This window comes from Ruegeria sp. CJ2, assembly GCF_056536745.1.
Map to the genome: position 1 here is coordinate 42,112 of NZ_JBQFQF010000010.1, position 13,677 is coordinate 55,788.

The window sequence follows — 13,677 nt, forward strand, 5'->3', positions numbered from 1 at the left end:
GACCGACCGAGCAACTGTGTTGATCGCACCACCGGACATATAGCCACCGAGAGGAACACCTCGGTTACTGACGACCGATTGGCAGCGAGAACACAGGCCCCATTGCCGAGGTAAGCGCTGTCTGAACTCGTAGGCTGGTAGTGGCTTGTCGCATGTAGCTAAGGCACAGGTGATCATTGTGGCCTCGCTAAGTTGTACGTTGGGATAATTCGGGGGTCTCTGCGATACAGTCACCAAGGAACAGAGACCCCCATCGGCCCGTCCATGTGTCAAGCTCACAAAGACAACACGAACTGAGTGAAACGGTAATAGGTCTCACTACATCGACCCGTCAGGCAAGACAGGGGTGCGTGTGAGACCTGAACCAGCATCGACCAAGGACCGAGATCGATGCGGTATAGGGATTAGGATTGATGGTTGCCGGTGATGGACATTCACCGGACGTACACTGACAGAGAACTGTGAAGCCTAGAGAGGAACCTGATCGTGTAACTAGAGGTAAATCTCTTGGTATCTGTTATTCATAAGGGGGCAGTAATTCCAACCCATTGATTTAAAACGAGGTGTACCTTGAGAACTACTTACCGGTGATGATCATCATCGATCATCAGCACAGAGGAAATACTGGGGGTGAACCTGAGGTAGTGCTTGGGATGAAACAAAGCGAAATAACTCCTGGTTCTTCTCTTACTTCATTGGGGAGGGAGAATTGGTTTGAGCAACAATGAATGCTGAGGTTATGCCGCCCGTTGAGCCGATGGTGATACCTAGAGGTATAACTTACGTTTCTTCTGTTTCATGAGGGAGCTGTAATTCAGAACCCTTGTTTCATAGGGCCTTCGGGTAGTCCGGTCCCGGCCAGCAGATCTCCAGTCGAGACGTTCCGAGTGTTTACTCAGTGGGGAGGAATTAGCCCACAGACCTGTGGCTTCTTGCCCTTAGTTTACGGATACAAAACGCTGCACTGAAAGGACAAGAACACACGCAATGCGAGAAGAGAACTAAGTGTTCACCTCCAATCTGTCGATAATCCGTTTCACCTGAGCGGCACTCCAAGCACCGCCCCGAGCAGTCGCCACGCCAGCCTTATCAAGCTCCGAAGCGATCTCCCGCAGTGACCTCCCTGCGTCTCTCAGAGGCAACACAAGGCCCCGCACCTTCTCAGCCCTTGCGGCAGCGTTGGCCCTCACAACTTCGTTCCGCTTCATCGTAGCATCACGCATACCGCCGAGCTTCTGACCTCGGGCCTTTGCGGCCTCTAGCGCCGCCTTGGTGCGTTTGGATATGAATTCGCGTTCCTGTTCCGCTAAAGCCGCATAGACGTGTAGCTGGAACTTGTCGGCATGGGGCATCGAAGCAACACGCAAAGACAGCTTCTTGTCGTCCATCAGCGTTGCAATGAAGGATACCTTGCGCGACAGGCGGTCCAACTTGGCGACCAGCAACTCGGCCCCTGTCTGCTTCGCTAAGGTGATCGCGTTGGTTAGCTCCGGGCGCTCATTGTCTGCCCCGCTCAGTACGTCTGTGAACTGTCCTATGACCTCGAAGGGTTCGTCTGAGTAGTTAGCCAGGAACAAGTCTATGTCCCGTGTCTGCGCCTCTAGGCCAAGCCCAGAGCGCCCCTGTTCGGTTGTGGATACACGTCGATAGGTGACGTACTGCTTCATTGATTGGCCTTCCTCTGATGGCTCAATTCAAGCAGATAGGCGGCTATGTTGCAATCGTCAAGGAAGGTTGTGGATGTTACAATCGAGGTAGGCTTGCAGTACGGGCCGGTCTTGATGAACTCTTGGGGTAATCGCAGTGGGGCTATGGGGGGAGATAGGAAAGGTCAGGTGATGTCAAACAGACTTAGATTTTTCTTCTAAAAACGATTTGGTGTGTTGACGGCGTTCTGAACAGGCAAATGCACCACTGGATGGGAATCCGCCCAAATAGCCTGAGGTTACCTGGACAGACGGTCGTTTCGATATTGAAACCTATCGGATTTTTTAGGTAAGTCAAAGGTCGAGGATTTCGAAAAACGAGCAATGATTTCATGAGCATACGTGACTACCTTGAAAGGCAATCAGAGTATCAGTGTCAAATCCAGATGCCTGATAGCTACGATCTGGAACTCCTGAGACCGATGCGCTCCGGCTCGTGTTTCCTTACTTCAAACAAAAGCGTTCTGCGAGGCGATGGCGAGTTCGTGTACGTGCATACTGCGGACTTTTCCGAGAACATAATCGACGGAAAAAACTGCTTCTTGTGTGGATGCTATCCTGACGGGGTTGAGTTCAACAATGAGCATGTAATTCCCGATTGGCTGCTCAGATACACCGGCATTTCGAATATGAGCATTACTCTCCCCAACGGGCGAGACTTGCGATATTCAAAATACAAGGTTCGCAGTTGTGTGCATTGTAATTCGTACCTCTCCAACAATGTCGAAGATCAGATCAGCCCCATAGTCAAACGTGGATTTGAGGCATTTCTGGATTTCGCCGATGATAACCCGAAGCTGTTATTTCAATGGCTCTGCCTCATCTACTACAAAGTCCATTTCAGAGACTTTTCGCTTAGATACAATGTGGATCGACGTGAACATGACGCCCCTATTGGTGCTTTGTATGCTTGGCCAAACTTCCATCATATCTTCTGCGTTGCCCGTTCAGTGCTTTTCAACACAGCTTTCTCGGATGATGTAATTGGGTCAATGAAGATTTATCGTCTCGAAGATTGGGAAAGCCACGGTTCGTATGATTATCGAGACCACTGGACCACGGACACTATGTTCATTCGGATAAAGGACATTTGTATCTACGTTTCCTTTACGGACGTTGCAGCCGTGAACCACATGACGCAGAGAAAGTTCGAGCGAGTGCCGAGCAGCCTGAATTTCATTCAATCAATCGAGATATTCGGCGATTTTGTGGCGGCTAAATTGCACTTCAACCAGCAGCACAATTTTCGCTCAATCTATTTTCCCGAAAAGGACTGCCTACTGATAAAAGCTGAAATAGCCAACGATTTTGATTGGCACGATTTGGACCCGGGCATTCGTGGTTCCGCTCAGGTGTTCGCCTTCACTCCTGACTTCGGTAAGTTCACCATATCTGGTCTTGATCATGAAGCGACGTTTAATGAAATTGCATCTGGCGAGAGGACATTCTTCCCGGAGGGCGAAAATGGAGGACTCTCGTTAGTCGAGCAAACTCCACCAGTTGACCCCGACTACGCAAAAAGGTTGTCGGACGAGGCAGCGGACCGCGCCGGGGTGCAAGACGCATTTAGACGAATGACCAAGGGCTTCTTTGAAGGCGAGTAGCCGGTTTCGTTTGTCCTGCAAAGCAACGGAAAATGAACTTTCATTAGATCTGACTAACATCCAACTCTGCAAATTGGATGTTGTCTATGGCGTCCTTTAAGAGACCCAAGCGATAAACTCCATCGCCATACCGCCCTGCCATGCCTAGCTCAGCGTGACCTTGTATTGCGTTCATAATGTGCGGAAGAACGCCGCCATTGCGGCATGCATCCTCAAAATTGTGCCGAAACGAGTGGAATGATGTCTTCTCTGTTTTCACACCGATACGCTCGAGGTATCGACTAAAGAACTTCGAGAACTCCCCTGAGTGATAACCGGAGGCATCTATCTTGAGTTCAGAGAAGAGTTGCCGTTCACCGCTATCCCGCCGTTCTTCTACGAACTCAAGGAACCCAAGCTCAACAAGTTGCCGGTGAACTGGTATGCGCCGCCTTCCGCTCGCTGACTTGACCTTCTGATCCTCTGCTTCGTCCGTGATATCTAGGAACACGATCCCGTCCTCTTCGCGTACATCACTTACTTTCAACTGGCAGAGTTCGTTGAGCCTTGCCCCTGTGAACAACCCGAGGAGCGGCAACCAGTACCGCGCGGTTCCACGCATGGAGTGATCCCCCGGTTCCGCGCAGAAACGCTCAGACCGGCATCCAGTGTACAGAGGGCTATTGAATAATTTGGACAACTGTTCCGTGCTGAACGGGTCGCGTTGCTCACGCGCGTTGACCGTCTCCTTGATCGTCAATCCTTTGAACAACCCGGTTCTGATACCGTCATGGTGCGCCTCAGCCCAATTCCAGAAGGCACCGACCCTTCGTAACGCTTTGTTCAGTGTAGCACTGCTCATCGGTGGCATGCCTGTCGCAGCGGCCTTATCGGCGGCCTCTAGGATCGAAAGGTTTCTGACCTCGGGTTTCTTCTTCCAGTTCGCTGGGAGCTTGAGCAGGACTGCCTTGAAACGTCGAGCATCGTCCTTGTTGTACTGAGAGAGGGCTTTATCGCCTGCGATCTCCTTGAAGGCGGATATCCAAGCCAAATGATCATCGCGTACCTTGGGTGACCATGCGCCTCGTGACTTCTCCGCTTCCCAACTCGTTACCGCCTCAGACAGGAGAAAACCCTCCGAGTCACCGTCAGTTCCGCGAGGGGTAACCTCGGGGTAGGGCGGGGTAGAAACTGGGTTGCCAAGGTCTCTATCCTTCGTCGCCTCATGGGCTTCCACAGATGCCTCTTGGAGCGCCCTGATCAGCCTTGGCCAACTTGGGGAACCCTCGGCCAATTTCAGGTCAATGCCTTCCCACGTAAGAATCTCCTCGGCCTCTGATCGGAAGAACTTATCGCGTTTGCCTCGAGCGAGGTTGGTTCGGTTGACCTCGTTCATGTCTTGGTTGACCTGTTGCCATTCCTCAAAGGTTGGGCGTGGTTCATAGGCGATGAGTTCGTCTGGATCGTCTGGGTCCTCGAAGCCTTCCAACCGAGCCTCTTCGTCCTCATCCAAGAGGTGATGCAGGTAGGCTTGCTTTGCTCGAGCTATCTGGATGAGGGTCAGTTCGTCCAGAGGCGCTTCCGCATCCTTCTCCTGTTGCCTGCTCAGCGCTCTCCGGTGTTCCTCAAACAGGCGGTCAATGCGGGCTGCTTCGATACGGACCCTAACGAGAGCCTCAGCCCTGTTTTTGGTGCGTAGAGAGAAGGTTTCTTCGACTTTGCCGTACGAGTCAGCAATGTCCTTCGGGACGGCTGCACGGTGATAATAGGTTGATCCACGGCGATACAGGCGGGGGTGTCCAGGCATCTTCTCAAGAGTCCTCACTGTAACACCTCAATGTAACAGACCCTCGGGAAAACCATTGAAAACCATGAAGTTATTGAGTTCAAAGCATATCATGGAGATTTGGTGGAGCCTAGGGGAGTCGAACCCCTGACCTCTTGCATGCCATGCAAGCGCTCTCCCAACTGAGCTAAGGCCCCATGCAGGTACTGCCGAAGCAGTGGACGGACGTTTATGAGACAGTGGCGATTAGCGCAAGTCCAAAAACAGGCTGAGAGGTTAAAAACTTTCAACCCGCCGTCCGGGAAGGATCGAGGCGGCGCAAGGCCGCCTCTGACCGAAATTAGTTTTCGTCCTCGGACGACATGTCGGTGATGTCGTCCAGCGAGACGTTATCATTGTCGTCGTCATCATCGTCCAGCAGATCGTCGTCCAGTTCAACGTCGACGTTGTCGTCATCATCCAGAACAATATCTTCATCCGACGCGTTCTCACGCGCTTTGGCCGATGCTGCATCTTCTGCATCCGCGGCGATCATCCGGCTTTTGCCGGTTTCAAGCTCCACGATCTCGCCGGTATAGGGGCTAACGATCGGGTCCTTGTTCAGGTCATAAAACCGCTTGCCGGTTGTCGGGCAAACGCGCTTTACGCCCCATTCTTCCTTGGGCATGTCAAATCCCCTTGATATCAGGTGAGTCGTATCAACGATTCAGGTCACGTGCCACATGCAGCGGGTACTGTCAAAGCCTTTGAGCAGGAGAAACAGGCATATGGGAGATCACGCACTGCCCGGGACGCCTCCGGTACCGCTGACATTGCGCAAATCAGCGCGGGCGCGGCGGATCAGTCTGCGAATTTCCCAATTGGACGGGCGCGTTACACTGACATACCCGCAAGGTGTGCCAGAGGCCGAGGCACTGAACTTTGCACGCATGAAAGAAGACTGGATCCGGCAACACCTTGAAGACAGACCAGACCCGGCGATTGTTCAGTTCGGCCAGAGCATCCCGGTCGAGGGCATCGCACGGCGAATCGTTCCTGCCAGTGGGCGTCGTGTGCAGTTGGGCACTGATGAGATCGCTGTCCCAAAGGGCGCCGAGGCGCGGCGGTTGGCCAGATTTCTCAAGGAACTGGCGCGGGATCGCCTAACCGGGGCGTGCGATGACTATGCGGCCATGTTGGGACGGCCTTATTCCGGCCTGACGATCCGGGATACGCGGTCTCGCTGGGGGTCGTGCAGTTCAGCTGGCGGTTTGATGTTCTCATGGCGGCTGATTTTGGCCCCTTCCGACATCCTGCATTACGTGGCCGCGCATGAGGTTGCGCATCTGGCGGAAATGAACCACTCACCCGCGTTCTGGGCGCAGGTCGAACGCATTTTCGGAGATTACAAAGACCAGCGGCGGTGGCTGCGCGACAACGGGGCGCAGCTTCATCAGTATAGATTTGACGCTGCCATGAGTTGACCACAAGTCAGTTTGTGATCACATGGGGGCATGTTAAGCGCCCGTTCTTCAGAAACCCAAACTGCAACCCATGACCGAGTGTATCGGGCCCTGCGCGCCCGCATCATGCATGGTGAGATTTCGCCGGGTCAGGCCCTGACTTTGCGCGGGATCGGCAAAGAGTTCGGCGTTTCAATGACCCCGGCACGCGAAGCGGTGCGACGTCTTGCAGCCGAGGGTGCCTTGTTCCTGTCGTCGTCCGGTCGTGTCTCGACGCCCGAGCTGACCAATGACCGGATCGAGGAACTGGCGGCCCTGCGCGCCCTGCTTGAGGTTGAGCTGGCAAGCCGCGCTCTTCCCCGGGCGCATATGGCACTGATTGACCGGCTTCAAAGCATCAACATGAACGTGGCTGAAATGGTCACCAAGCGAGATGCCGTCGGCTATATCCGGACCAATCTTGAGTTCCACCGAACCCTTTACCTGAGGGCGCAGGCACCCGCGATGCTGGCCATTGCCGAAACCGTCTGGCTGCAATTGGGGCCGACCATGCGCGCGCTCTATGGCCGTCTGCGCCGTACCGAGCCGCCGCATTATCACAAGCTGATCATTGCCGCGCTCAAGGCCGGGGACGAGCCCGGTTTGCGTCTGGCGGTGCGCTCGGATGTCACGCAGGGTCTGAGGATGCTGGTCAGCTAGGCGGCTTGTCGCCGAGGGTGCTGCTTTTGTATGGACCGGGTTCGTCGTTCTGGTTTGGGGCGCGGCTCTGTTGTATTCTGGAACAAATCACAACAAGAGCAGATTTCAGCCATGATCAATCGTCGAGTATTTTCTGTCGGCCTCGGGTCCGCCCTTTTGACTGCGTGTTCCGCTGGGACACAGGCGACCGCGCCTGCGTCACGTATGCGTGCCGTTCCAAACTCGGGCTGGGATGCCTGGGTTGCTGGTTTCAAGGGCCGCGCTGCCGCGCAGGGCATTTCGCAATCCACGATCAACCGTGCCTTTCAGGGTGCCGGATATTTGCCGGATGTGATCGAGCGGGATCGCAATCAGGTTGAATTCAAACGCTCGCTTGAAGACTATTTGGCCATCGCGGCCTCGGACGAGCGGATCGAGACGGGCCAGCAGATGATGGTGCGCCATGCCGGGACATTGTCCAAGATCGAGGCGCAATACGGTGTCGATAAAGAGGTTGTCGTTGCGGTCTGGGGGCTTGAAAGCCGCTATGGTGCCCGCCGTGGTGATGTGCCGGTGATTTCGGCGACCTCGACACTGGCGTATGACGGGCGGCGGGGCGCTTTCTTTGAAAAGCAACTGATCGCGGCCCTGCAAATCATACAAGAGGGCGACACGACCCCCGACAAGATGACCGGAAGCTGGGCGGGGGCAATGGGCCATACCCAGTTCATTCCAACCTCTTACCTTGCCTATGCGGTGGACTTCACCGGCGATGGACGTCGCGATATCTGGTCTGATGACCCAACGGATTCGCTGGCTTCTACCGCAGCATATCTGGCCCGTGCGGGGTGGGTGCGCGGACAGCCTTGGGGTGGTGAGGTCGGAACGGTCTCGGGCACGCCGGTCGCGGTTCTGCAACCGCAAACGCCGGGGCCACGCATTGCCGTGTTCCGGAATTTTCAGGTGATCAAACGGTACAACAACTCGGATAGCTATGCGATTGGCGTCGGGCACTTGTCTGACCGGATCGCGGGCGGCGCGCCGTTCCAGACCTCATTCGGGCCGGATGCCACCGGCCTGACTCTGGAGGATCGCAAGGAACTGCAACGCCGACTGACCTCGGCCGGGTATGATACGCAGGGCGCAGACGGCGTGATCGGGAACAACACGAAATCCGCCATCAGCGCCTATCAAGGCGCCAAGGGTCTGCCAGTGACGGGCGAGCCCTCGGTCGCGTTATTGCGGCAGTTGGGGGGCTAGGCGCGTTACGCGGCCAGCCCTTTTGAACCGATATCGAGGAATTTCTGACGGCGGTCGCGGATCAGGGCCGCCGCGTCTTTGCCTTCAAGCTCGTTCAGCATAGCGGCAATCGCAGCGCGAACCGAGTCAACCGCAGCCGCGCGATCGCGATGTGCGCCGCCTTTGGGCTCGGTAATGATACGGTCGCAGACGCCCAGTTTGTAGAGGTCTTGCGCGGTCAGGCGCAGGGCCTCAGCCGCTTCGCGCATCTTTTCCGAATCTTTCCACAGAATCGACGCGCAGCCCTCGGGCGAGATGACCGAGTAAACAGAGTGCTCCAGCATCGCCACGCGGTTTGCTGTGGCAAATGCCACAGCGCCGCCCGAGCCGCCTTCGCCTATGATGACCGAAACCAAGGGGACGCCAATTTTCAGGCACATCTCGGTTGAGCGGGCGATCGCCTCGGACTGGCCGCGCTCCTCAGCTCCCTTCCCGGGGTAAGCACCAGCCGTGTCGATAAGGGTGATGACCGGCAGCCCAAACCGCCCTGCCATTTCCATCAGCCGGACGGCTTTGCGGTATCCTTCGGGCCGGGCCATGCCGAAATTCCGTTCGATCCGCGACTTGGTGTCCGAGCCTTTTTCGTGCCCGATCACCATGACGGGCTGGTCGTTGAAACGTGCAAGCCCACCGATCACGGCCAGGTCGTCGGCAAAGTTTCTGTCCCCCGCCAGCGGCGTGAATTCGGTGAACAGTTCCTTGACGTAGTCCTGACAATGCGGGCGTTCTGGGTGCCGCGCCACCTGACATTTGCGCCACGGGGTCAGATCCGCATAAAGCTCGTCCAGCAGCTTGGCAGCCTTGGCGTCCAGTGCGGCGGCTTCTTCGGCCACGTCCATCTCTTCGTTGGCGCGGGCCAGGGCGCGCAATTCCTCGGCCTTGCCTTCAATCTCGGCCAGGGGTTTTTCGAAATCCAGATACTGGGTCATGACGCCTCTCAACGCGGAATTTCCCTGCTATATGACCTGACGTCGCGCCGGATGCAACTCGGGCAATGCGATCGGCCTTTGTTGCCGTCAGATTTCTTCGCCAAGAAGCCGGTTACGTCGGCCATAGAATGGGGTACAGCGAGGCCACTAGCAATACCGCCATGGTCCAGTTGAACACCGACAAGCGTTTTGGATTGGTCAACACACGCGCCATCTGTTGCCCCAGAACCGTCCACGTACTGACCGAGGGCAGATTCACCGCGCCAAACACAAGCGCAACGATGACGATGGCGTTCAGAGTCTGCTCGGGCGTGTAGGCGGTCGTGGCGGTCAGGGCCATGACCCATGCCTTGGGGTTGACCCATTGAAAAGCCGCAGCCTGTAGAAAGGTCATCGGCGTGCCCGAGGTCTCCCCCGCCCTGGCTGGTGCTGCATGAGCGATTTTCCAGGCAAGAAACAGCAGATAAAGGACCGAGGCGGTTTTCAGGATCGTATAGCTGATTGGAAACCGGTCAAAGACCTGCACCAAACCGGCCCCGACCAGCAGCACCATCACCGTAAAACCCAGTCCGATCCCCAACATGTGAGGTACCGTCCGGCGAAAACCAAAATTCGCGCCGGACGCCATCAGCATCAGGTTGTTTGGTCCGGGTGTAATGGACGAAACAAAGGCAAACGTGATCAGGGCCAGAAGAATCTCATAAGTCATGAAAGGGATAATTGCTGCGCAGGGGGCAAATGAAATTGCGTTTTTGTGCGTAGTTGTCATACTTTCGCAATTAATGACCAAGATAGACCGCATAAATCAGCAAATATTGCACCAGCTTTCGCGTGACGGACGGATCAGCAACTTGGACTTGGCCGAACGCGTCGGGCTTTCCCCGTCCGCCTGCCTGCGCCGCGTGCAAGAGCTGGAGCGTTCAGGCGTGATCGCCGGATACCGCGTGGTCTTGAACCCGGCGGCGGTTGGTGTGGGGTTCGTGGCCTATATCGGCGTGGGTCTGGGCGAGCATACCAAGGCCGCGCAGGAAGGGTTTGAGCGCGCCCTTCAGCGTGCCCCCGAAGTGGTCGAGTGTCACAACATCACCGGCACCATAGAATACCTGCTGCGCGTCGAATGCGCAGACCTTCCGGCCTACAAGACGTTTCATACGGATGTGCTGGGAACACTGCCGCATGTCACGTCGATTACGTCATACGTGGTCATGGATTCTCCCAAAGATATGCGCGCCTAGCCCCGCGATTGTGATGTTTAACCGTCTTGCGAGGGTAAATTTCACGCCCTAGTGTCAGGTAATGACCTAATCAAACGGGGTTCGAACCCCCGCAGGATGACTCTCAGGGAGGAGATAATGAAACTCTTCAGAACAGGGGCGCTTGTCGCAATCTTCGCGATGATTGCAGGCGCGGCCATGGCAGCGCCGCTCAAGCTGCAACCGGCCAGCCCTCAGCCCAGCCCGAAGGCCGGGCTTGATGTAAAATACGCATGGGAGGGTAACCCTCCGCGCAAGATCCAGAACTTGTCCAAGGTCGATTTTCTGCTGAAAAAGGCCAAACCTGGCCAGCCGCTGCGCGGGTTAGACTATCGCGATACGTCGGAAGGCGATCCGGTGCTGACGTTCAACGAAGCGTTCAATGTTGCCGCAGAAATCACCGGTTACATCAAGTTCAACGCGCCCGGCGTCTACGAGCTTGAGACGTGGTCCAATGACGGAATTGACGCTTGGGTCGGCGGGCAGCAAATTGGATATTTCAACGGCCGTCAGGGATGCGACGCAAATCAGAGGACCGAGGTCGAAGTCCCGCAGGCAGGATGGTACCCTCTGAAGATCAAGTATTTTCAGAAATACGGAACGTCTTGCCTGATGATGAAATGGGGCAAGAAAGGCGAACGGTTCACCTGGACGCCGAACGACGTCTTTGGCCGTTAAGAAAAAGGCGCCCCGAAGGGCGCCTTTTCAGTTTCAACCGTTTGCGGCGATCAATTCAGCCTGTGCCACGATCACCTCGGCCTGTTTGATCGACGCGATGTCCACCAGACGTCCTTTATAGACCGTTGCGCCTTCGCCGTTGGCCTTTGCCTGTTCCATCGCGGCAAGGATTTCGCGGGCCTCGGATACGGCTTCGTCCGACGGGGTGAAAACCTGATTGGCCAGCGCGATCTGCTTGGGATGGATCGCCCATTTTCCGACCATGCCCAGCGTGGCCGAGCGTTTGGCCTGCGCGATATACCCTTCGTCATCCGAGAAATCGCCGAACGGCCCGTCAACCGGCAGAACCCCATGGGTGCGGCAGGCGGCAACGATGGCGGCCTGCGCCCAGTGCCACGGATCGGACCAGTGCTTTTCACCTTCACGCAGCATGTAGTAGTTCTCCTGCGTGCCGCCGATGCCCGTGGTCTGCATCCCCATCGAGGCCGCAAAGTCCGCAGCCCCAAGGCTCATGGCCTGCATGCGGGGCGAGGAGGCCGCGATTTCCTCGACATGGGCGATGCCTGCGGCGGATTCGATGATGACCTCAAAGCTGATCGGCTTGGTGCGGCCCTTGGCCCGCTCGATGGCTGTGACCAGCGCGTCCACGGCGTAGACATCTGCCGCGCATCCGACCTTCGGGATCATGATCTGGTCCAGGCGGTCGCCGGCTTGCTCCAACAGGTCGACCACGTCGCGGTACCAATAAGGCGTGTCCAGCCCGTTGATGCGGACGGACATGTACTTGCCGCCCCAGACGATGGTGTTCAGCGCCTCGATCACATTGGCGCGGGCCACGTCCTTGTCGGTGGGTGCGACCGAGTCCTCTAGGTCCAGATTGATCACATCCGCTGCTGAGGCGGCCATTTTCGGGAACAGTTTGGTGTTGGAACCCGGCCCGAACAATTGGCAACGGTTGGGGCGCGCGGGGGCGGCGGGTTGGATGCGAAAGCTCATCTGGACCTCGTGCGAGAAAGGAAATTGCGATTTTCTTGCCTCTTGAGGTATTAAATTGCTCGAAGCTACGCAAGCGTCTTTGTGCAGATGCGGCAATGCAATCGCAGCATTCACCGCAATACGCTGCGTCGCAGGCGGTTAAAGTTTAATCGCTTTAAAAACTTGGGATGTTTTTGCGCCCTTTTTCGAAAATGCGCAAAAATTTCCCTCTCGACCCTGCGTCCTCGCAGGAAAACGCGAAACACTCGTTTGGGTGGTTCAATAATCTGCGTCGGAATCAAAGGAGTGCACCGCAATGATCGAGACACCGTATCTGTTGTTTTTGGGCGATGCGCCCGACCAGTTGGCGGCCAAGGTTGCCATCGGAATCCGCGACTGGCGTCCGGAAAATGCCGTGGGTCAGTTCCGCATGGACGGCTGCAAGGCCGACCTGGGGATGACGGACATGACACTTGCCGAAGCCAAGGCCGCCGGAGCGAAGACCTTGGTCATCGGTGTTGCCAATCGGGGCGGTGTGATCAGCGCGGCGTGGAAAAAGGTGCTGATCGAAGCGTTGGAGATGGGCTATGATCTGGCGTCCGGCCTGCACAATCTGCTGCGCGATGAAGGTGATCTGGTTGCGGCTGCTCAGACTCATGGCTGCACGTTGCATGATGTCCGGGTGCCGACAGTTGGGTATCCGATTGCAAATGGTCGCAAACGCACGGGTAAGCGGTGTCTGGCTGTGGGCACCGATTGTTCGGCAGGCAAGATGTATACTGCCATGTCGATGGACGCCGAGATGCGCAAGAGGGGTATGAAATCCACCTTCCGTGCCACCGGTCAGACGGGCATTCTGATCACCGGGCAGGGCGTTCCACTGGACGCGGTCGTCGCCGATTTCATGGCGGGCGCGGTTGAATACCTGACGCCCGAGAATGACGCGGATCACTGGGATCACATCGAAGGGCAGGGCTCGCTCTATCATGTGTCCTATTCCGGCGTGACCATGGCGCTGATCCATGGCGGCCAGCCGGATGCGCTGATCCTGTGCCACGAACCCACCCGGACTCATATGCGCGGCCTGCCGGAATATTCTCTGCCAACGCTGCCTGAGCTGCGCGACGCCGCCCTTCCGATGGCCCGGATCGCAAACCCGGCCTGTCAGGTTGTCGGGGTGTCGATCAACACGCAGAACCTGAGCGAAGAGGACGCCTTGGCCTATATCGCCGAGGTTGAGGCCGAAATGGGCCTGCCCGCCACCGATCCCTATCGGTTTGGTGCGGGTAAACTGGTGGATGCGCTGGCCGCGCTGTGATCTAAGCGCTGGGCCGGTGGCGTTCGTTGC

General features: G+C 56.5%; 13 protein-coding genes and 1 tRNA gene. 7 read left to right on the plus strand and 7 right to left on the minus strand.

Annotated features, from left to right (window positions below; all coding sequences use genetic code 11):
• Positions 1–1,001: 1,001 nt before the first annotated feature.
• Positions 1,002–1,667: a recombinase family protein gene (locus tag ACR0MS_RS14975; protein WP_480575069.1), complete on the minus strand. Its 666-nt coding sequence runs from the start codon at positions 1,665–1,667 to the stop codon at positions 1,002–1,004.
• Positions 1,668–2,038: 371 nt separating this feature from the next.
• Here ACR0MS_RS14975 and ACR0MS_RS14980 point away from each other — a divergent pair, with 371 nt between their 5' ends.
• Positions 2,039–3,310, plus strand: coding sequence for a hypothetical protein (locus tag ACR0MS_RS14980; protein WP_480575066.1), 1,272 nt, complete (start codon positions 2,039–2,041; stop codon positions 3,308–3,310).
• Positions 3,311–3,353: 43 nt separating this feature from the next.
• Here the strand turns inward: ACR0MS_RS14980 and ACR0MS_RS14985 are convergent, their stop codons facing one another.
• The 3 genes from ACR0MS_RS14985 to ACR0MS_RS14995 form a co-directional block, all read right to left on the minus strand.
• A complete protein-coding gene (locus tag ACR0MS_RS14985; protein WP_480575063.1) occupies positions 3,354–5,096 on the minus strand; it encodes a DUF6538 domain-containing protein in 1,743 nt (580 codons plus the stop codon).
• Positions 5,097–5,196: 100 nt separating this feature from the next.
• A tRNA-Ala gene (locus ACR0MS_RS14990) sits at positions 5,197–5,272 on the minus strand.
• Between the two features lie 143 nt (positions 5,273–5,415).
• On the minus strand, positions 5,416–5,742 hold the full coding sequence (locus ACR0MS_RS14995; protein WP_170350278.1) for a TIGR02300 family protein: 327 nt from the start codon (positions 5,740–5,742) through the stop codon (positions 5,416–5,418).
• Between the two features lie 100 nt (positions 5,743–5,842).
• On the opposite strand from ACR0MS_RS14995, the gene ACR0MS_RS15000 reads away from it, so the two are divergent.
• The 3 genes from ACR0MS_RS15000 to ACR0MS_RS15010 all read left to right on the plus strand — a co-directional run bounded on the left by ACR0MS_RS15000 (position 5,843) and on the right by ACR0MS_RS15010 (position 8,455).
• The gene (locus ACR0MS_RS15000; protein WP_480575060.1) at positions 5,843–6,538 is read left to right on the plus strand and encodes a M48 family metallopeptidase; all 696 of its coding nucleotides are present in this window, start codon (positions 5,843–5,845) and stop codon (positions 6,536–6,538) included.
• Between the two features lie 30 nt (positions 6,539–6,568).
• Positions 6,569–7,216, plus strand: coding sequence for a GntR family transcriptional regulator (locus ACR0MS_RS15005; protein ID WP_480575056.1), 648 nt, complete (start codon positions 6,569–6,571; stop codon positions 7,214–7,216).
• A gap of 111 nt (positions 7,217–7,327) precedes the next feature.
• The gene (locus ACR0MS_RS15010; protein ID WP_480575054.1) at positions 7,328–8,455 is read left to right on the plus strand and encodes a lytic murein transglycosylase; all 1,128 of its coding nucleotides are present in this window, start codon (positions 7,328–7,330) and stop codon (positions 8,453–8,455) included.
• Between the two features lie 5 nt (positions 8,456–8,460).
• Here ACR0MS_RS15010 and ACR0MS_RS15015 read toward each other — a convergent pair whose 3' ends face one another.
• Positions 8,461–9,423, minus strand: coding sequence for an acetyl-CoA carboxylase carboxyltransferase subunit alpha (locus tag ACR0MS_RS15015; RefSeq protein ID WP_170486016.1), 963 nt, complete (start codon positions 9,421–9,423; stop codon positions 8,461–8,463).
• A 112-nt stretch (positions 9,424–9,535) separates the two neighbouring features.
• The gene (locus ACR0MS_RS15020) at positions 9,536–10,132 is read right to left on the minus strand and encodes a LysE family translocator (RefSeq protein WP_480575050.1); all 597 of its coding nucleotides are present in this window, start codon (positions 10,130–10,132) and stop codon (positions 9,536–9,538) included.
• Between the two features lie 73 nt (positions 10,133–10,205).
• On the opposite strand from ACR0MS_RS15020, the gene ACR0MS_RS15025 reads away from it, so the two are divergent.
• Both ACR0MS_RS15025 and ACR0MS_RS15030 read left to right on the plus strand, forming a co-directional pair.
• Positions 10,206–10,658, plus strand: a complete 453-nt coding sequence (locus ACR0MS_RS15025) for an Lrp/AsnC family transcriptional regulator (RefSeq protein WP_480575047.1) — start codon at positions 10,206–10,208, stop codon at positions 10,656–10,658.
• Between the two features lie 117 nt (positions 10,659–10,775).
• Positions 10,776–11,354 carry a PA14 domain-containing protein gene (locus ACR0MS_RS15030; RefSeq protein WP_480575044.1) on the plus strand — a complete coding sequence of 193 codons (579 nt, stop codon included), beginning with the start codon at positions 10,776–10,778 and terminating at the stop codon, positions 11,352–11,354.
• Between the two features lie 33 nt (positions 11,355–11,387).
• On the opposite strand, the gene ACR0MS_RS15035 is transcribed toward ACR0MS_RS15030, so the two are convergent.
• Complete coding sequence (locus ACR0MS_RS15035) at positions 11,388–12,350, minus strand: L-malyl-CoA/beta-methylmalyl-CoA lyase (protein WP_480575041.1); 963 nt, start codon at positions 12,348–12,350, stop codon at positions 11,388–11,390.
• A 295-nt stretch (positions 12,351–12,645) separates the two neighbouring features.
• Here ACR0MS_RS15035 and dgcN point away from each other — a divergent pair, with 295 nt between their 5' ends.
• A complete protein-coding gene (gene dgcN / locus ACR0MS_RS15040) occupies positions 12,646–13,647 on the plus strand; it encodes an N-acetyltransferase DgcN (RefSeq protein ID WP_480575038.1) in 1,002 nt (333 codons plus the stop codon).
• Positions 13,648–13,677 lie beyond the last annotated feature (30 nt).